Below are 18,596 nucleotides of genomic sequence, written 5' to 3' on the forward strand. Positions count from 1 at the left end.
CATGATGGCCCCGACGGTCGGGGAGGAAACTTTGGTCCCTGCAGCGTTGAGCAGCAGGGTCAGCTGGTCCCGGCCGGCGCGCCCTGCCTCTTTCGTGTAGAGCTCGGTGACCGCGGTGACCAGCTCCTCGTGCCGGACGGCCCGGGGTGAGGGCTCGGCCGGTGTCCGCCACCGGTAGAACGAGGCCCGGGAGATCCTCAACGCCCGGCACAGCCACACCACAGAATGGTTGGCCTTCTCCGCTTCGATGAAATCGTAGAAATCCTCTACTTTTGCTTCGCGGCAAAGAAGGCGCTGACTTTTCCCAGGAACTCGACCTCGGCCTTCAGCCGGGCATTTTCGGCCAACGCCTCCTGGTGCTCGTCCCACGGCACAGGCCCCCGATCCTCCGTTGGAACGGAGGTCACCCGTTCCGTGTCCTTGTACCTATGGACCCAGTTCCCCAACGTGCTTTCCTTCACGCCGATCTCCTCGGCGATCTCCTTCACCGGACGCTCCGAAGACAAAACCAGCCGAACCGATTCCGCACGGAAATCGGCATCATACTTTTTCCTGCGCGTACTCATCTGAATGCGAAGCTCCCATCAAGCTGTCTCACCAAACCATACGACCGCAAACGCGATCACGCGCCACAATCCGTGCATCGGACCGAAAGTTGCGACTCTAACGGGTAACTGTGGCGACGGTTGTGGGACAACAAACGGTACGGCCAAGTTGCGTGGAGGCCTGCGATTCGCGGGTACCGGGGGAGCGTTCCACTAGAGATGTCTCGTTTCCAAGGATGTGGGACGGCTGATAAACGTCTACGTAGTTGCGATATCGCTGCCCACGTGAAAGTCATAAGGTGAGTCAACACGTTGCCTGCGCCTCGGTGCCCGATGCGGACCCAGTAACGGAAACGACGTCTTTGAGAGGAGAGCCCACCTGAAACACACACGCCCCGAGGGTTTGGCAGTTATCGAGGCACTGTATGAACTAGGCGTAGCTCTCGGGTACTCGGCGCAGCGCGAGCATACAGTTGGTCAATCAGCGGCAGTCGACTTGTCCTGGACGGCCGCGGACTCCAACGACGTACCCCTTTTTATCTTTGAAGTGGAGAGCACGGCTTCAACTGGCCTCGCGAATAATGCGATGAAGGTCTATGGAAGCCCAATGTCTGACTTGCCGCGGCCGCTCTTTTTCTTCCACCTAGTCCTGAAAGGGTCCAAAGCCAACGAACGCATCCGGAATGCTCATATCGCATGGGGACAGCACAACTATCGTGTGTACAGATTTGGCGACAAGGACGATCGATCCGCGTTGGCCTTAGACATCCTTAGGCAGCATCGTCGCGTGAGTAGATTTTTACAACCAGCGGCGCTGGCGGCCGCTCTGAATAATGCGGTTTGGGGTGGTCGCTCCACTGTCAAAGACGCATTGAAACTCGCTGAGAAATTGCGGTTTGATGCTCCCTACCTACACGACTACGCCAACATGGCCCGGAATGACATTTCCTACTTAGATCTTTTTGTGTCCAGGCTGCGATACCTCGACGAGCTGCCAGCCGATGCAGACAGGAAACACCTATCGCAAGAGGGATATGGGGGCGGACCTGGCGAATATATCCCCGGTCTCTTCGAAGTAGGACTACGAATCTACGCGGGAGACATACCCGACAGCGAAGGTCCCTTCGCGTTCGAGCGCTGGGCAACCGGTCCCCGCTTCGGCCCAAGAGTAATCGACGCTGCCTTCGGGTTGGACCGTGACTACGACTGGTATGTCATCGGAGTCGCGCCTATCGACTACGCCCTCACAGCGGCACTTCTTACCGCTCACCCGGCTTCACGGGACTGGGTTCTTCAAGATTTCAGCAGTCTTCTTGCCCGTGAACGATCTTCAGGGCTTCCTCCAAGGTATCGTCTGCCGGGTTCGGTATGGCTTGCACATCTGCTCTGCGCGACTCGAGTTAATGGCTCCTCGCCGGCTCGAACCGAGTTAGCCATTAACTCCTTGTATGCCGACTTACAGGCTCACGTCGTTGAGGGAGGCGGGATTCCTGAAAATCTGCTGACTGAACCGCCTGGGGCATCTGGGGATATTCACGAAAAGCCCTATTGGTGGGACGACCCGAACAACGTCTCATTGCCCGTGTTGGAAGACCTGCTTGCAAAGGCAACAACTCACCTATTAGGGGTGAGTGCCGGTGCAATGCGAGCGGATCCTGCGACCTTATGCCTTACCTCCCTTGTGCGATATGACATATATGAAAGCCCGACCCAAGAACTGCTGAAAGTCATCTACGACCAGTAGCGGAAGGAGCGGCCGTTCTCACGGCTAAGGCCCGACGCCCTGTTCGCGACGGCAGCGGCCCCTCATCGAACTCTCAGCCGGTGCTGCCGGCTTTCGTTTAGGGTGATTCAAACAGCGGCTCGGCGCTTCGACAATCACTGCCGACGATTCCCGTGCTGCCCCCGGGCCAGGAGCTACGACGATACCGGCAACCCTGGAATCCGGCGCATCTGCACACTAGTTGGTTCCGATTTTTGAGGTACAACGCGCGAGAGACACATTGACCCATGAAAACTTGTTGCCGCAGCTACCGGTCGGGGGAGTGCATGTCCCACTCAGTAAGCAGGTGCGACGAGCACTGGTCGCAAGGTAGCGATTCGCATCTAGCACTCTCGCCGCCGACGGGGGCACAGCCTGAGACGTAATCAGGCCCGAGCCGTCAGCCTCATCACAAGTGGCCGTCGGTCCAGCGTCCACTCAGGTTTGGGGCACGGATTTGCAGTCCGAGGAGTCCTCCGGCGTGGTGGGTCGAGCAGGCGGAAGGCGGGTGCGCCCGGTACTCTTTTCATGGGCGCTAGCCGGTTTTCCGGGCGCGCCCCCAACATTAGTCCGAACAGCAGGAGAATCCGTGTCCATCCAGGCAGCAGTGGAATCGAAAGCGGATGCTTTCGGATCTCTGAGGCCCGGAACAAAGGCCGTACTGGCGTCTGTCGGTGACTGGTGGCAAATCAAAGCTGACCAGGCAGGACTCTCTGGCCGGTGGGCTGACGTCACGCAGGCCTTGGCCTCGCAGCCTCCAGCCCCAGTGGACGGCGCTTTCGGGCTTGAAAGCGTGGATGCCTCAACGACCCCAGACATGCTCGGTGCCCTGTACGTTAACTCCCTGCCGAACGCCGAGCGCTCCAAAGAGGGAAAGCACTACACGCCCACCATCCTGACTGAGCGGTTATGGGAAATGACTCGGGCAGCCCTGGGTTTCACGCGTGGGAGGGATCGCCGTCTAGCAGGTCTTATTCGGGATCCGGCTTGCGGAGTTGGCTCCCTTCTGTTCCCGCCGCTTCGTGAACATCTTCGAGCGACAACCAATGACGACCCCGCTATTACCATTCGTGGGTTGCCTTCATTGATTCACGGCATCGACATGGATCCCTGGTCAGCGTGGCTTACCAATGTGATTTTGGGGGCTGAAGCCCTTCATCCTCTGGCGCGTGTTCCAGAGGCTCGCCGGAGGCCGATCCCTATTCTTGCAGAGACCGGCGATGGCCTTGCGGTGGGCAGGGAAAAGGCTCTGGCCACCATTATGAATCCTCCTTACGGCAGGCTGAGCCTTGCCGTGGACCAGAGGACGGACTTCGCACATGTGCTCTATGGGCACGCGAATATTTACGGCATGTTCATGGCGTCCGGGGCTGACAACACTTTGGCGGACGGTGTCCTAGCCTGCCTGGTTCCGACTTCTTTCACGGCAGGAAGATATTTTCACAAGCTGCGTGGCCACCTTGCGAAAACCATGCCGATGCACTCCATGAACTTCGTAGACGGGCGGAACGGCGTCTTCGCTGGGGTGCTCCAGGAGACCTGTTTAGTGACGTTCCGGCGCAAAGTAACCCGCAAGGTCGAAGTGACCCGATCCAATGGACATGTTGAGCACGTTGCTGAGATCCCTGCGCCTCGTGGGGATGGGCCGTGGCTGCTTCCTCGCGAGGCCTGCGATGCTGCAACGGCCGCTGCCGCCGGCCGGATGCCGCTGACGCTGGAACGAGCTGGATGGCATGCCTCCACAGGGCCGCTGGTGTGGAACCGCCGCAAGGATGACTTGTACCCGCGTCAAGCGAAGAACCGAGTGCCCGTCTTGTGGGGAGCAGACGTGGACGGCGGCCAAGTTCATCGGGACCGGGCGCGTGACGCAATGCGCTTCCTGGCCTTGACCGTAAAGTCAGATCCTGCGGTGATGGTTCTGGAAGAACCTGCCGTCTTGGTGCAGCGGACGACCGCCCCTGAGCAAACTCGTCGCATCGTTGCGGCGGATCTGGACCGCGAAGCCTTGGATAAATTCGGAGGGAGAGTCGTCATCGAGAATCACTTGAATGTCTTGCGCGCCACCGTTGATGTGCCCTTGATTTCCCGTGCCGCTCTGGCCCGGATACTGCAAACGCAAACCATGGACCGGCTGATGCGCTGCATTTCCGGATCTGTGGCCGTCAGCTCATATGAGATCGACGCTCTGCCTCTTCCCGACGCCACTGTATTGGCTTCATGGGAGGCCTTGCATGGTCTTGAGCTTGAGAAAGCCGTCGCGGCGGCTTACAACCCTGGAGCAACCCTTGTCAGATCTTCTGCCCGTAGTAACCCTCGAGCTTTGCCAGGAGAGATTGGGCCTGATCTTCCCGAAGGGCTTTAAGACTTCACTCTCGAGCCCCATGTCCGCTGCGACGGTGGCAGGCTTGATATGGGCCGGCTGTGTCATGCCAGACGATGAAACCGAACTGGACGAAAGCCTCCCATACGCCCGGCCGACCACCGGACTTTGGATGAACGCTGAGCTGTTGAGCATCGAAGACCCGGACAAGAGACGGGCTTGGTACAGGGCTCATCTCATCGGCCAGGCAGCCGCGACTGCCCTTCAAAGGGAATGGTCCGTCGAAACGGAGCAGTGGTACGCAACAAACAGCCGCGAGACGATCAGAAAAGGCCTGTACATTATCGGGGCCCAATTTGGGGCCATGAGTCAGGGCATCGGGGTCAAGACGAACGCGGGTTCGGCGCGGTGGATTATGCGAAGGAGCTTTGCCCAGCTCTTCGATCCTGCCCTAGAGGGCGACACTCTCAGGGAAGCGATTGATGCCTGGACAAACACCACCATGGACCCGGAACAGCGGCTTCGCGCGGTAATAGCCAGAGAACGTCAGAGCGCTGCGTCCAGTATTTCCGTTGTGCTGCCCAGCGGGGACGTGCGCCACCTGTCGCCGGGTGAGTCCTCTCTCATTCTCAAAGGCGTGATTGAGGTTTGGGCTGAACAGCGACTCCGAGAGCCGGCAGTCCTAACTATCAGTGAACCGGGCGACAAGAAGGCCTACGTTGACGAGCGTCGCCTGGCCGCGGTCGGAATCAACATCAACGTCTCAGACCTGTTGCCTGATGCCTTGATCGTTGACATGGGGCATCGCCCAGCTGAGTTCTGGATCATCGAAGCGGTGGCTACCGGCGGTCCAGTGGATGAGCGTCGAAAGCAGAACTTCATTGAATGGGCGCAGACTCAGCGCATCCGGCCAGAACAACTGCGATTCCTCAATGCATTCATCTCAAGGAATGATTCGGCAGCGAGGAGACACCTCATGGACCTGGCTGTTGGAACCTATGCCTGGTACCTGGATGAACCAACTCGCGAGTTGGCTTGGAACGCAATCGAGACGACCATTCCGGACAACGTTGTTGACCTCGGCAACTCCCGTTAGATCTAGGCCCCTCGCGAAACCCTAATCGATGTGATTCTGGTCCCCGACAGCCTTACCGGTCCAATAGCGGTTACTGCAGTGCGCCTACCTCTAAGCGGTACCGAGCACTGTTGCGCGGGGAGCGCCTGCACGATTCAAGCCCATCTCGGCGAGCACTGCGTCGTACACGAACGCGGAGCCATTTGATTTCTTGTTCGTGAGGAACCGCGCCAACCTGTCAGGCTGTTGCTCTGCCAAGTACTGCAAAATGGAACGATATGGGGACCAGTTGAGGTTGTGGCTTCCGCCATATTTGGCCTGCCCAACGTCAAGCAACTCTCGAAAAGAGTCACCGTCACTAAGTCGGACGTTCCGCAATAGGGCGTAGACCCCTTCAGCTAGCCGGCGGACATCTCGCGGAAGCTGATCACGTTCCCAGTGGCTCTTTAGGGTTGAGATGATCTCGTTGATCAGCGTGAACTGGTCATTGGTTTCCGGCAACGCGGCGCTGAGCTCCAATGCCGCCATGCTTTCGATGGTTACCTCAGCCTGTTCCAGTGCTGCTTTCGCCTGGTGTGCCACACGCTCACGACGCCAGCTGACGTTATCAGCCTTATATACGACGTCATGTGTGGCGATCGTCCACGCGTGCTGAAGGAATGTGCGTACCTGCACTTCAAAGATGACCCCGGCAAGCCCCGTTGGCGGCCCATAACCTTGCTCGACATACTTCATATAGAGGCGCAGGTCGTCGAAGCGGAAGTCCGACGGAGCCTTCGTGGTGATCTCATGAGATTGAGGCCTCTTGTAGGCAGGCGAACCGTACAAGTCGATGACCAGACGTTCCGCATCCTTTATATCTGAGTAGTTTGGGACGACTACGACGCACGCGAAGGCGTCCTCGATTGCATCTGGATTCTTGACTCGCCCCGCTTCTATTTTCAGCGCAAAGCTCTCCTCTTCCTTGCTCCTGCTTTCGTAGTGCCACGAGCTGGGTTTTCGAGCAAGGATTTCTTTGTCCACCTCGTTTTTTAGCCTGTCGGCTAATGCCCGCTGCCGTTTGTACGTCGTTCGAAGTTGTTCATCGATCTTCATCGTTGGTGCTCTTCGCCTGCGGGAAGAGGGCCGACTCCAAGGCGACGAGCCGTTCCCTGCGCTTAGGCTCATCGGTGGTCGCTCCGACCGATGCCGCCTTGTACTTAGCAACCGCCAGGTCGAGTCCCGTTAGATTTCGGAAGGTTGGCGCCTCGGCGGTCGCATCATCCAACTCGAATTTCCTCACAGCATTCATGAATTCCGTGTAACGGTGAGCAAAAACGTCAAGCTCGCCTTCGTCCAATGGAGTTCTGTGGAGTGCAGCCCACAGTGTGTAGATGTTAAAGAAGGGCTGTGCGGATTGGGACACAAGCTGGGATCGTTCTTCGAGTTCCTCAAGTGTGGTTCGAACGCGTGAGAACGATTGGATGAAGGCTTCTGTGTCGAACTCGCTCTCCTCGGCGCTCGGGTCGTCGTGGTCAGCGTAGAGCTGATCCAGGTCATCCTGACTGAAGCCGGAAATTTCGTCGCGCAGGATGATGGCCGCCAACTCTGAGATATTTTGCACGTCCATCATGCGTTTCTCTTTAGCGGCCGTACGGATCTTAAAGCTCTTCCAGACAGGTGTTTGTGCTTCATCTTCCAAGAACGTGATCAACCAGCCATCGAAGCGAGCATGGCGTAGTTCCTGGGCTGTCAGCTTGTTCGCATTCTTATTCAGTCTCGAGAAGACATCGTTGATGTCCGGAAAGCTCGCGTCGTCGAGCTCCTCAATTGTGATCCGGTAATTCCACAGGAGTCGCTTGATAGCAGGATGGGCATCGAAATCTCCCCAGCGTTTGCCGTCGAAGTTTCGATCACCGAAGTCTTCGGCGAGGCTAAAGCGGTTCGTGACGTACATCAGTATCGTCAGGATGCGCTGTTTGCCGTCTACGACGTGGTAAGTAGTGTTCCCAGTCGAGTCATCGATGGTCTTGTGTAGGAAAATCGCCGGCGAGGGATAGTTCCTAAACACGGTGTCCATGAAGAAGCGGCGATCCTTGGGCGTCCAGACGCTTTTGCGCTGGTACGCCGGGTCGAGGTCAAGCTGACCGTTCTTGTGCAGATCGAGCAGCCAGGTCACGTCGTACGTCGTCACAACACGCTCTACTCTGCGCAGTGGCTCGTCAGCCATCTAGACCTCTTCCTATTCGGTAGCTTTATACAGGCTATTGGGAAGTCTATTAGTTGCCGCATGCATGAGTGTGCAACCCGGTTTCATCACCACCCACTTGTTCAGACGGCCAGGCTGGGCGGGGCCCATCGACGACAAAATCGGGAGGGGAGATAACATCCAGATTCGATTCGCTGATTCCATCAGGTTCAGTGTTTTTGAGCCCTGCGCTCGATGGCGGACTGCCGGCTGATTTCCTACGGCCCGGCCAATATTCGTCCAGGACCCTCCGGCGGTTTCTGCGCGCACTGAGTCCGACTCTATGATCCCTGGTCATAAGCCAGTGAGCCTTGCCGGCGCGGCACGACCCCTAAGTGTTAGCCTCCAGAGCTTCCACTTCGGCGGGGCAAAATGCCTTCGCACCGCCGTACTGGGTCACTGCTTGTCGGCCCACCGTTCGTGTGCAGACTGACGGCTGATGCCAACGGCGCGGCCTATATCGGCCCAGGAGGCTCCGGCGGCCTTGGCGGCGGCGACTGTCTTGTCCAGCCGGTGGCCAGCCTGGGTGTATTCACGCGCCGCTGCTTCCACACCTAGGACGGCTTCCGAGGGAGCGATGTGGGTCTTCCACTCGTCGTGGATGGCGTCTTCGACCTTGCTGGAAGCAGTGGCGAACTCGTCCAGGGCAAAGTAGTCCCGCCGGTGGCTGAAGTTGGCGGCAGCCCGAGACGTGACCCGTTCCCACATCTCGCCTTGCCAGCCGCATTCGCACTGCCCACGCCAGCCGATGATCTGACTGTCCGGGATTACCTCGTAATCGGGCAGCATCTCGTCTGGTGGGTAGTGCCCGGTGACGCCCCTGAAGAGCATCCCGCCGGCAGTTGATGACGCGGACAGGCGCCCGTCCGGTGCCACCGGAGCCGCCCATCCCTCGTGTTCGTTGTCGGTTGAGATCCAACCCATAGCCCGCACCCTTCTGTCAGGTAATCCTGACAGTCAGCGTGTCAGGAACCCCTGACAAAAACCATGGCAGCGTTTAGTGAATGGCTGGCCGGAGCATATCTGGCAGGCCGATGTCCGCCGGGGAGAGCTCGGGTCTCGCCCGGACGAGACGGAGGGCATGGCGGAAGGATCGGCCGGACCAGGCTGTGTCAGCGGAGACTTCCACGACCACGGGTTCCACCAGCGTCAGTGGTACGGGTTCCTTGTCCCGGTTGAACTGGTCCAGCGTTGTGCCCTTCACCGTGTCGGGCCATGGATGTCCGCTACGGGGCGGTTCCAACCACCGTGCCAACTCGCGGCCGGCCGCTGTCTTCAGCGGGGCGGATCTGCCGACGATCCGCAGCGCACCGTCCAAGACCAGGCCGGCCACGACCTCGGAGGGCTGGGTAATCGGTCCGATGACCGCCCCGCAGACGACCTCCACGGTTTCCCTGTGCTTCAATTTCAACCAGCTCCGGACCCCTCCGGCGTACGGTTGGTCGGTTCTCTTAATGACCAACCCCTCAATTCCCGTGCTGGGCAGCTCTTCAAACCACCGGGCCACTACGACGGAGTCCGTGGTGGTGGGGGAGAGGGACAGCGGCGGCTTCCATGCGCTGGCGAGTTCTTCCAGGAGCGCCCGCCGCTGGTGTAGTGGCAGGTCCCGGGCATCGTGTCCGGCGACGGCCAGGACGTCGAATGCGGCGTAGCTGGCGGACGTCTCCCGGACCAGTCCGGGGAGGGTCTTGGGACCGGCTCCCAGGCGCTGCTGCAGCGCGGAGAAGTCCAGCCGCCCTTGGGTCCAGATCACCGCTTCGCCGTCGATCACACACCCCGGGGGTACCGCGGATGCGATAGCCGCAACAAGTTCCGGGAAGTACCGGGTCAGGTCCTTTCCCTGCCGGGACCGCAACGAGGCCCCGGTATCGTCACGGACTCCGACCGCCCGGTAGCCGTCCCATTTGGGCTCAAAGAGGAGCGTCCCCGGCAGGGCGCCAGCCGGGGGCATCTTCGTGACGGCCCGGGCCAGTGCGACTTTCACCGGCGGGACAAGCCCAGCCGGCAGCCCGGTCCCGACCGGCGGATTAGATGCCATCGTCGAGGCCTTCGAGTGCCTCGACCTCAGCCTCGTCCAGCAATTGGGCTGTACTGGTCCCGGTGGTGCGGGCGAGGTCACCGAGGGAGATGAACCGGGCACGCGCCAGGACAATGACAAGCTCGGCGAGGTACTCGGGTCCGTTGCGTTGCACCAGGTCGTCCAGGACGGTGTGCATGCGTCCTGTCAGCTCTGTGGGGCCTTCGGATTCCTCAGCTGCAATGCGCGTGAGTGTCAGCGCGGCCAGCGTTGGATCGTCGTAGATGAGTCCCATGGCCCCACGCTACGCACGCGGGGCCCAGTTGTCAGTGATCCGCCCCTGCAGGCACAGGGCGGATGCGAGGTGTGCCAGCTAGAGGACTTCAGTCGATCAGCCGCGTCGGAGGTTGGGGGATCCGGGCGGGCGGCCGCGCGTCCTGCTGTCCCGCCAGTCGGGCAGGAGCGTGTTGAGCTGTGTTGATTTGTCCTGGTCCAGTTCGTTGCGCCGGTATTTCATGCGTTGGATGTGCAGCCACATGCCCAGGACCCGTTCTTCTTCGGTGTCTGTCCGTTTGTGGCGCGGCCAGTCGTTCCCGGCAGCCATATAAGCGGTGAGTTCTTGCATGCGTTGGTTCCAACGGGCTTCGTCTTTGGACGTGCGGGTCCGCAGTTCCCAGCCGGGGATTTCCTCCAGGCCGTCACCGTAAACGGGGGAGAGGGTTCCCCGGTCGTGGTCCTGGCGCCGGTTGACAAGCCAGGTGGCCAAAGCCCGTTCCCGTGCGGTGGCTGATTTGGTCGAGGGAAGCCGGCCTTCGGCCTTGTATAGGGCGAGGGTGTCGTTGAGGTTTTGTAGTCCGGCGGGAGTGATCCGCGTGGTCCGTGCTGGGCGGGCGGCGGTGCGATGCTCGTCCCTGAGAGACGGGTCCGCAGCGGCCGCGATGGCCAGGTGGTAGCGGACCGTGTTTGAGGCGGCACCGGTTGTGGCGGCGATTTTGGTGGTGGTGAGGCCTTGCCGGTACATCTGGACCCACTCCGGGTGCGGCGCTGTCCTGTGTGCGGGCAACCTGGTCAGCTGCCTTTGCGGATGGCGATCAGCTTCGTGCCTTCAGGGATGGCGGCCTCAAGTGCGGCCTTAGCGCTGTCGTAGTCATCGCCCTGGGCACTGATGTGATCGGTGCTGCCATCGGCCATTTGGATCGTTCCGGTGAGTTCCACCGGATCAGCCTAGTTGGCTCTTCCGGTCCCCGGCAGCTGTGCGGCGAAGCCCTCCAGGGCGCGGTGCAGCTGCGGTACCCGAGATAGTGAATCCACCGGCCGTGCTCCGCCAAGGTCCTGGGAGGGTGTGATCATCCAGACCGTGAAGTAGTTGTGCGCGATCTTCAGTTCCAGGGCGTGCCGGAACAGGGACGCCACGGTGGGGTGGATCTGGCCGCCGGGGAGGAACTGGAAGCCCGGGCAGTACGTGCCCTCACCGATAAAGATCCGGACTAGCTCCCGCATGACCGGGTCGGTGTCTTCCATGAGTTCGGTGAGCCGGCGCCGGACCTGCTCCAGGGTGGGCAGCGTGAACTCGGCCCTGATGGACTCCCAGATCTGGTCGGACACGGGTTTGCCGATGATGGGGGCGGGCATCAGCTGCCGTCGTCGATGGACTCGAGCAGCCATTGGGTGGCGAGTGGTTGACGGCGGAGCGTGAAAGTCCGCAACGCCGAGCCGGTGCCGGGGAGGCCAATTATCTACCCTTCGAGAACGTTTCGGCAGGTCCGACGCGGATGCCGGCATGAGCCATGTTGGGCACGTCCGGAAGCATTGGCTGCTACCTCTAGAGAACAGAGGTGCCGGTCCGCACCACCACTTCTCCGGTCGCCGTGGAATCCTCGCTGAGCAGCCAGCCCATGCGTTTGTGCGTGCGCACGCCAACCTCGGACTCCAGCACCTGTGCGCCGGGGGCCGCGGCTTGAAGGCCCGCTTCGACGTCGGGGATGTCCCCCGGGGTGCGTAGCCAGAGAAAAAACGTGAGGTTGGCGTCCCCTGTGGTGGACGCGCAGAGGCGGAGCGTGCGGTGCGATCGCAGGTAGTCCACGGCCGCCTGAAGCTGGGCGGCAGGTACGCGGACATACCACTGGCAGGCCACCGGGTACCCGGAGTACTCCTGTGCCAGTTCGCAGCGGAGTGCTATCAATCCCGATTCGATGCCCTGGCGGAGATGCCGGGTTGCGGTGGTGGGATGCGTTCCCGTCGCCTCGGCGATCTCTGCGGCCGAGGCTCTTCCGTCGCGCCCAAGAACGGCCATCATTTCCTCGAAGTAGGGCGGCGTCGCCCCCGGCGGCCGGACGACCTGGGGGTGGAGTGCGGCCACGCGGCGGTGCTGCTCAGGGCTGAGGATATCCAGGCGCCAATTGTTGCCCATTGCCTTGAGCTGCGTGGCCACGGTGACATGTGTGCGCAGGATTGTCGGCTCGGCCCGCACCAGCGGGAGCAACTCCCGGCTCAGCTGTTGCCAGTTCCGGGCCAGAACGGTCAGGCGGACGTCCCACGCGCGCGCAGCCTCCTCCACGGTGCTGATTTCCGGGATGGCGCACAGCCGCTCCAAGACCTCGCTCCGCCGTCCCGGCTGGCACTCGACGCCGATGAACGCCATGCAGCCCTGCAACGCTGAAGTCCCGAGGTGCCCTGTGACCCATGCGAGACCATCTGCCCGCAATCTGTCCCAGCGGGTGGCCAGGGTGGTGGGGTGCCGTCCGAGCGCCGAGCCCAGTTGGGTCCAACTTGCCCGCGGCGCGATCTGGAGCGCGTGGACCAGTTCCAGATCCTCAAAGGGGAGTTCCATGCAGCATCCTTCGGTTTTTGGCAATGCAGTTGCAGTTTTCTTAGGATATAGCGCCGAGGTGACCGTAGTCACCTCACTCTCGAGATATGACCCATCAACGAAAAGGAAGCGCCGTGACCCTACCTGCTTCCTCCGCCGACCTCACCGTTTCCCTGCTGGATGACGCCCGCGCCCTCTCCGGTGACGTGGTGGACCTGCGGCATCGCCTGCATCAGGATCCGGAGATCGGCCTGGACCTGCCTCGCACGCAGGAGAAGGTCCTGGCAGCTCTGGACGGACTGGGCTACGAGATTTCCACCGGCAAGGACACCACATCGGTCACTGCCGTCCTCCGCGGGGCCGGATATTCGGGCGACGAAGCCCAGCGTCCAACCGTGCTGCTGCGCGGCGATATGGACGCGCTCCCTGTGCAGGAGCAGACCGGTCTGGACTACTCCTCCAGGATCGACGGGGCCATGCACGCTTGCGGGCACGATCTGCACACGTCCATGCTGGTGGGCGCGGCTCACCTGCTCGCCGACCGTCGAAACCAGCTGGCCGGCGACGTGGTGCTGATGTTCCAGCCGGGCGAGGAGGGCTTCGATGGAGCCAGCGTCATGATCCGGGAAGGCATTCTGGACGCTGCCGGTCGCCGGCCGATGCTGCTTACGGTTTGCACGTGATGAGTTCGTTGGCCGGCGGCGGCACGTTCCTCTCCCGCGCAGGAACCGCCATGAGTTCCTCGGACGGGCTCGTGGTCACCGTCCAGGGGGCCGGCGGCCATGGTTCGGCCCCGTATGCTGCCAAAGACCCGGTGACCGCGGCCGCGGAAATGATCATGGCGCTGCAGATCATGGTGACGCGACAGTTCAACGTTTTCGATCCTGTAGTGGTCTCCGTAGGCGTGCTCCAGGCCGGGTCCAAACGCAACATCATCCCGGATACCGCCCGCTTCGAAGCGACCATCCGTTCCTTCTCCGCAGAGTCCAAGGCACTGCTCAAGACGTCCATCCCCCGCCTGCTGGAATCCATCGCGGCGGGCCACGGCCTGGGCGTGACCGTGGACTACATCGAGGAGTACCCGCTGACCGTCAACGACGGCCGCGAGTCCGCTTTCGCCCGCAACGTCGCGGAAGAGCTCTTCGGCACATCCCGTTACCAGGAGCTCGCCAACCCGCTGGCCGCCTCCGAAGACTTCTCCCGCGTCCTGGCCGAAGTACCTGGCGCTTTCCTGTTCCTCTCCGGCGTCCCGGACGGCACTGACTACGCCACTGCGGCCTATAACCACTCACCATTCGCGATATTCGACGACGCCGTCCTGTCCGATGGAACCGCCCTCTACGCCCGGCTGGCGCTCGATCGCCTCGTCGCGGCCTAACCTACCTGCCCTTCAAGGAGTCCCCAATGACCCACTCCCGCCACACCACCCCGCTGCCGGCCGCGGCAGAAACGTTCGGCCTGCAAATCAAAGCTCCCCGCCGCATCCTTCGCACACTTATCGGCACTGGCGCCGGAAACGCTGTCGAATGGTACGACTGGGCGATCTATGCGACCTTCGCGTCCTATATCTCCACCCAGCTCTTCAGCAAAGAGGACCCCACCAGCGCCTTTCTCTCCACCTTGGCGATCTTCGCCGTCGGCTTCGCGGCCCGCCCCTTCGGCGGCTTCGTGTTCGGCTGGATGAGTGACAAGGTCGGCCGCAAAGCGTCCATGACCCTTTGTGTGGGAGTATCCTCACTCGGATCGCTGGCCATCGGCCTGCTTCCCACCTACGACGTCTTGGGCGCGGGAGCGTCCCTGCTGCTCCTCCTGGCAAGGCTCCTGCAGGGCCTGGCGCACGGCGGTGAACTGCCCAGCGCCCAGGCCTACCTGTCCGAGATGGCACCGGCCTCCCGCCGCGGCTACTGGGCGTCGCTGATCTACGTTTCCGGCACCGCCGGGATCCTGTTCGGGACCCTGCTGGGCGCCGTCCTCTCCAGCGTCCTCGCATCCTCGCAGATGGCCGCGTTTGGCTGGCGGATCCCGTTCCTGCTGGGTGCCGTGTTCGGTCTCGTTGCCCTGGTGATGCGCTCCCGCATGGATGAATCCGAGGTCTTCGAAGCGAAAGGCGCACCCGCCAAGGCTGGTGGCGGACTTCTCGCGGACATGGCACGCAACTGGCGCCCGGCCCTCCAGATCATCGGCCTGACCGTTGGATTCACCGTCTGCTATTACGTGTGGGGCATCTCCACCCCGGCCTACGCCATCAAAGTACTCGGCATCGATGCAAGCGGCGCGCTTTGGGCCGGCGTGGCCGCCAACGTTGTCTTCATCGTGGTCCTGCCGCTCTGGGGACGGCTGTCGGACCGCATCGGGCGCAGGCCCGTCCTGCTGATCGGCAGCCTGGGAAGCGCAGCGCTGTTCTTCCCGGCTACATGGTTCGTGCGGGACTCCGCCTGGCAGCTGGGCGTAGCCATGGCCGTCATGCTGGTGTTCATCGGCGCACTGGCCTCGATCGCCCCGGCCGTCTACCCCGAACTTTTCCCCACCTCCGTGCGGACCATTGGCGTCGCCGTCCCCTACTCCCTCTGCGTCGCCGCATTCGGTGGCACAGCCGCCTACCTGCAGGCAGGAATGGGCGCCTGGTTCGGCGCTGCGGGCAACAACTACTTCGGCCTCTACACGATTCTCTTGCTCCTGGTCAGTGCCGCGACCGTGGTGAAGCTGCGCGAAACACGTGGCATGGACCTCTCCACCGTGTAGCGCACGTCAGGGCAGAACCGTCCAACACAAACACAACGCCACCGCCGACGGCCGGATCAGTTCCGGCCGTCGGCGGTTTGCTGTGCGCAGTCGATGAAGTGCTTGGTGATGGGCTCTGGCTCGCCCGCCCGGCTCACCAGGGACAGCTCCACGAGGTCCACACGCTGTGACAGTTCCCGCCCCACAAAGCCGCCGTGGACAGCGCCAACTGAGGAGTTCGGTGCCAGGGTGACGCCCAGGCCACACCCCACCATGGCCAGCTGGGACTGGATCGAATTGGCGAAGTGCCTGGCCTGCGGGCTGAAGCCGGCCTGGCGGCAGGCGGCGACCATTTCGTCGTGGTAATCAGGCGAAATAGCACGGGGCAGCCACACCCAGCTGTCGTCCCGGAACCGGGCCAGGTCCACCGCCCCCTGTTCGCCCGCCAAGGGATGCGAGGCGGGGATCGCGACGACGAACCGGTCTCGGCGCAGGGGCACTGACGTGAGTCCCCGGTCGGATCCGGGCTGGCGGATGATCGCGACGTCAATTTCGCGCCGCAGCAGCCGGTCCCGGCCGTGGTGGGTGTCGATTTCCGAGACCTGCAGCTCGACATCGGGCCAGTCGTTCCGGAAGCGTTCCAGCACCTCCGGCAGCACCCGGTCAAAGGCGGAGGTCACTGAGCCGATGCGCAGCGTGCCCGCCATGCCGGACTTGGCCCGGGCGGCCACTTCCGCGGCCCGCTCCGAGGCCTGCACCAGCAGCCGGCACTCATCTAGGAACAGCTTTCCGGCGTCCGTCAGCAGCACCGACCGGCTCGAACGGGTCAACAGGTCCGTCCCGAGCTGGCGTTCAAGCTGCAGGATGGCCTGGCTCAGCGGCGGCTGGGACATGTTGAGCCGCTCCGCTGCACGCCCAAAGTGCAGTTCTTCGGCGACGGAAATGAAATACCGGGCCTGCCGGACTTCAACCATGGATCGAGTCGCCTTTCGTCTTTCAGCAATACAGAACTAGACCTTCACTATATCGATCGCGGCCTGTCTACTGGAAGCATGACTTCGCAAACAACTCTCCTGGAACACTACGCAGCGCTTGATTCAGCAGCCGTGTCGGACGCCCTTGATGCACTCGGCCTGCCGCCGGGACAGGCCGGATTCCTGCCGGTCTGGGGAACGCCCAAGATCGCGGGATTCGCTGTCACCGTCCAGCTCGAGCCCTATACCCCCGGCCCGTCCGGCGCCCACATCGGAGCAACGGCCGTGGCCGACGCGAACAGCAGCAACGTGATCGTGGTTGCCAACGATGGCCGCACGGACGTGTCCTGCTGGGGCGGGCTCCTGAGCCTGGGTGCCTCCTTGAACGGCGTCCGCGGCGTTGTTGCCGACGGCGCCTGCCGGGACGTCCACGAAGCCCGCGAAATCGGCTTCCCGGTCTTCGCCAAGGGACGCATTCCCGCCACCGCCCGCGGGCGGCTGCAGCAGCGCTCCACCGGCGAACCCGTCCAGCTCGGCGGGGTGACCGTCACCCCCGGTGACCTGGTCCTGGCAGACGAGACCGGCGTCGTGGTTGTCCCCGGCGGCCACCTCGAAGAGGTGCTGGAACGTGCACAAGGCGTGGCCGCACGCGAGCAGGCCATCGCCGCCGACCTTCGGGCCGGCGTCGCACTTCACGAAGCCATGCGCGACGCGCGCCTGGCAGGAATCACGGAGGAGCACTGATGAACACGACCACCGAAGCCAGCGTGATTGCACGCTTGGCGGCACTGCCCACCGCGTCCATCTCGGACGCGATGGACTCTCTTGGCCTCCACGGCACACTCCACGGACTGGCCGGCCTGACCTATGATTTCCGCGCCACCGGACCGGCCTTCACCGTCCAGTACGCCCCGGCCGATGAAGGGCGCGGCAGCGTGGGTGACTTCCTCGACGACGTCCCACCGGGAGCCGTCATCGTCATCGACAACGAGGGACGCACCGACGTGACCGTCTGGGGCGGCATCATGACCGAGGTGGCCGCTGAACGTGGCATCGCCGGAACTATCATCAACGGCGTCTGCCGCGACATCGCCACATCGCTGGAGCAGAACTACCCGCTCTTCAGCCGCGGCAAGTTCATGCGTACCGGCAAGGACCGCGTCCAGCTTGTGGCTGTCCAGACCGAGGTGACCATCAACGATGTGCGCATCTCGCCGTCGGACATCATCTGCGCGGACGCCGACGGCGCCCTTGCGGTGCCGCAGGCCCGCGCCGCCGAGATCGCAGAGATCGCCGAAGGCATCGAAGAGACCGAAGCCCGCATCGTCGCCTCCGTCAAGAACGGATCCACCCTCGTCCAGGCCCGCAAGGACCTCGGATACCACGACCTTCAGTGGAGGAACAAGTGAACAACGCAGCCCGAGGACATTCCTCAGCCACCCTGTACGAGGCAGCCAAACTGCCCTGCGCCTGCGATCCAGGGATGAAGCCGGCTTGGCGCGGCGCCAAGGTGGCCGGGCCGGCCTTCACGGTCCGCGGCGTGGGCGGGGATAACCTCGCTCTGCACCACGCAGTCCTGAAAGCACCGGCGGGCAGCGTCCTGGTGGTTGACATGCAGGGCGCCGAGCATGGCCACTGGGGCGAAATCCTCGCCGCCGCGGCCCAGCACCGCGGCATCGCCGGATTGGTGATCGACGGCGGCGTCCGCGACAGCGACGAAATGGCCCAGATGGACTTTCCCGTCTTCTCCCGCAGCGTCACCGTCGTCGGCACCGCCAAGGACTACGCCGGCGATTTCTCCTCCCCGGTTCGGGTGGGCGGCCTGACCGTCCGCAGCGGCGACCTGGTCGTGGGCGACTCCGACGGCGTCGTGGTCCTTCCCAAGGACGCCGTGGAATCGGTCCTGGACAAGGCAGACGAGCGCGTGGCCGACGAGCAGCGCTTCCTCATCGAGATCAGCACCGGTAAAACCACCCTCGAGATCTACTCGCTCTGATCGGAAAAACCACCGTGACCATCACTGCTAACGCAAACCTGGGGGCTGCCGAGCGCATCGCGGCATCCAGCCGCCGCCCTGCCACCTTGGGCCGCCCCGCCCCCGGTCCCCTCCCCACCCCCATGGGCGCACCCGCCCCCAGCCCCCCCC

The 18,596-nt window shown here is 62.5% G+C and carries 18 protein-coding genes and 2 pseudogenes; 8 read left to right on the plus strand and 12 right to left on the minus strand.

What is annotated here, in order from left to right; all coding sequences use genetic code 11:
* Together EYS21_RS22915 and EYS21_RS22920 are read right to left on the minus strand one after the other, a co-directional pair.
* Positions 1-222, minus strand: a pseudogene (locus EYS21_RS22915) (hypothetical protein); the annotation flags it as partial.
* A 44-nt stretch (positions 223-266) separates the two neighbouring features.
* Positions 267-566 (minus strand): transposase, encoded by a 300-nt coding sequence (locus tag EYS21_RS22920; RefSeq protein WP_131135543.1) that lies wholly within the window; start codon positions 564-566, stop codon positions 267-269.
* 382 nt (positions 567-948) lie between these two features.
* Here EYS21_RS22920 and EYS21_RS22925 point away from each other — a divergent pair, with 382 nt between their 5' ends.
* The 3 genes from EYS21_RS22925 to EYS21_RS22935 all read left to right on the plus strand — a co-directional run bounded on the left by EYS21_RS22925 (position 949) and on the right by EYS21_RS22935 (position 5,723).
* Positions 949-2,289, plus strand: a complete 1,341-nt coding sequence (locus tag EYS21_RS22925; protein WP_131135544.1) for a hypothetical protein — start codon at positions 949-951, stop codon at positions 2,287-2,289.
* Positions 2,290-2,896: 607 nt separating this feature from the next.
* A complete protein-coding gene (locus EYS21_RS22930) occupies positions 2,897-4,669 on the plus strand; it encodes an Eco57I restriction-modification methylase domain-containing protein (RefSeq protein WP_131135545.1) in 1,773 nt (590 codons plus the stop codon).
* Positions 4,641-5,723: a BsuBI/PstI family type II restriction endonuclease gene (locus EYS21_RS22935; protein ID WP_165478393.1), complete on the plus strand. Its 1,083-nt coding sequence runs from the start codon at positions 4,641-4,643 to the stop codon at positions 5,721-5,723. The genes EYS21_RS22930 and EYS21_RS22935 overlap by 29 nt, the downstream gene beginning before the upstream one ends.
* A gap of 90 nt (positions 5,724-5,813) precedes the next feature.
* Here the strand turns inward: EYS21_RS22935 and EYS21_RS22940 are convergent, their stop codons facing one another.
* The 9 genes from EYS21_RS22940 to EYS21_RS22975 all read right to left on the minus strand — a co-directional run bounded on the left by EYS21_RS22940 (position 5,814) and on the right by EYS21_RS22975 (position 12,776).
* The gene (locus EYS21_RS22940; protein WP_165478394.1) at positions 5,814-6,797 is read right to left on the minus strand and encodes a hypothetical protein; all 984 of its coding nucleotides are present in this window, start codon (positions 6,795-6,797) and stop codon (positions 5,814-5,816) included.
* Positions 6,784-7,911 carry a DUF262 domain-containing protein gene (locus EYS21_RS22945; RefSeq protein WP_131135548.1) on the minus strand — a complete coding sequence of 376 codons (1,128 nt, stop codon included), beginning with the start codon at positions 7,909-7,911 and terminating at the stop codon, positions 6,784-6,786. Before EYS21_RS22945 ends, EYS21_RS22940 begins: the two co-directional genes overlap by 14 nt.
* A 414-nt stretch (positions 7,912-8,325) precedes the next feature.
* The gene (locus EYS21_RS22950; protein ID WP_131135549.1) at positions 8,326-8,853 is read right to left on the minus strand and encodes a hypothetical protein; all 528 of its coding nucleotides are present in this window, start codon (positions 8,851-8,853) and stop codon (positions 8,326-8,328) included.
* A gap of 73 nt (positions 8,854-8,926) precedes the next feature.
* On the minus strand, positions 8,927-9,967 hold the full coding sequence (locus EYS21_RS22955; protein ID WP_131135550.1) for an ATP-dependent DNA ligase: 1,041 nt from the start codon (positions 9,965-9,967) through the stop codon (positions 8,927-8,929).
* The gene (locus EYS21_RS22960; RefSeq protein ID WP_131135551.1) at positions 9,957-10,241 is read right to left on the minus strand and encodes a hypothetical protein; all 285 of its coding nucleotides are present in this window, start codon (positions 10,239-10,241) and stop codon (positions 9,957-9,959) included. Before EYS21_RS22960 ends, EYS21_RS22955 begins: the two co-directional genes overlap by 11 nt.
* 96 nt (positions 10,242-10,337) lie before the next feature.
* Positions 10,338-11,009, minus strand: coding sequence for a helicase associated domain-containing protein (locus tag EYS21_RS22965; protein WP_242633583.1), 672 nt, complete (start codon positions 11,007-11,009; stop codon positions 10,338-10,340).
* Between the two features lie 5 nt (positions 11,010-11,014).
* Entirely contained in the window at positions 11,015-11,161 is a 147-nt protein-coding gene (locus EYS21_RS23530) for a hypothetical protein (protein WP_165478395.1), read from the minus strand.
* A 9-nt stretch (positions 11,162-11,170) separates the two neighbouring features.
* Positions 11,171-11,578, minus strand: coding sequence for a hypothetical protein (locus tag EYS21_RS23535; RefSeq protein ID WP_165478396.1), 408 nt, complete (start codon positions 11,576-11,578; stop codon positions 11,171-11,173).
* A 190-nt stretch (positions 11,579-11,768) separates the two neighbouring features.
* On the minus strand, positions 11,769-12,776 hold the full coding sequence (locus EYS21_RS22975; protein ID WP_131135552.1) for an AsnC family transcriptional regulator: 1,008 nt from the start codon (positions 12,774-12,776) through the stop codon (positions 11,769-11,771).
* Between the two features lie 86 nt (positions 12,777-12,862).
* Here EYS21_RS22975 and EYS21_RS22980 point away from each other — a divergent pair.
* Together EYS21_RS22980 and EYS21_RS22985 are read left to right on the plus strand one after the other, a co-directional pair.
* Positions 12,863-14,133: pseudogene (locus EYS21_RS22980) on the plus strand (M20 family metallopeptidase).
* A gap of 26 nt (positions 14,134-14,159) precedes the next feature.
* The gene (locus tag EYS21_RS22985; RefSeq protein ID WP_131135553.1) at positions 14,160-15,497 is read left to right on the plus strand and encodes an MFS transporter; all 1,338 of its coding nucleotides are present in this window, start codon (positions 14,160-14,162) and stop codon (positions 15,495-15,497) included.
* A gap of 56 nt (positions 15,498-15,553) precedes the next feature.
* Here the strand turns inward: EYS21_RS22985 and EYS21_RS22990 are convergent, their stop codons facing one another.
* Entirely contained in the window at positions 15,554-16,450 is an 897-nt protein-coding gene (locus EYS21_RS22990; RefSeq protein WP_131135554.1) for a LysR substrate-binding domain-containing protein, read from the minus strand.
* Positions 16,451-16,528: 78 nt separating this feature from the next.
* Here EYS21_RS22990 and EYS21_RS22995 point away from each other — a divergent pair, with 78 nt between their 5' ends.
* The 3 genes from EYS21_RS22995 to EYS21_RS23005 are packed head-to-tail and all read left to right on the plus strand — an operon-like array spanning position 16,529 to position 18,446.
* Complete coding sequence (locus EYS21_RS22995; protein ID WP_131135555.1) at positions 16,529-17,194, plus strand: RraA family protein; 666 nt, start codon at positions 16,529-16,531, stop codon at positions 17,192-17,194.
* Positions 17,194-17,859, plus strand: coding sequence for an RraA family protein (locus tag EYS21_RS23000; protein WP_131135556.1), 666 nt, complete (start codon positions 17,194-17,196; stop codon positions 17,857-17,859). The genes EYS21_RS22995 and EYS21_RS23000 overlap by 1 nt, the downstream gene beginning before the upstream one ends.
* Positions 17,856-18,446 carry an RraA family protein gene (locus EYS21_RS23005; RefSeq protein WP_131135557.1) on the plus strand — a complete coding sequence of 197 codons (591 nt, stop codon included), beginning with the start codon at positions 17,856-17,858 and terminating at the stop codon, positions 18,444-18,446. Before EYS21_RS23000 ends, EYS21_RS23005 begins: the two co-directional genes overlap by 4 nt.
* Positions 18,447-18,596: the final 150 nt, after the last annotated feature.

The organism is Arthrobacter sp. S39, from assembly GCF_004320525.1.
GTDB lineage: Bacteria > Actinomycetota > Actinomycetes > Actinomycetales > Micrococcaceae > Arthrobacter.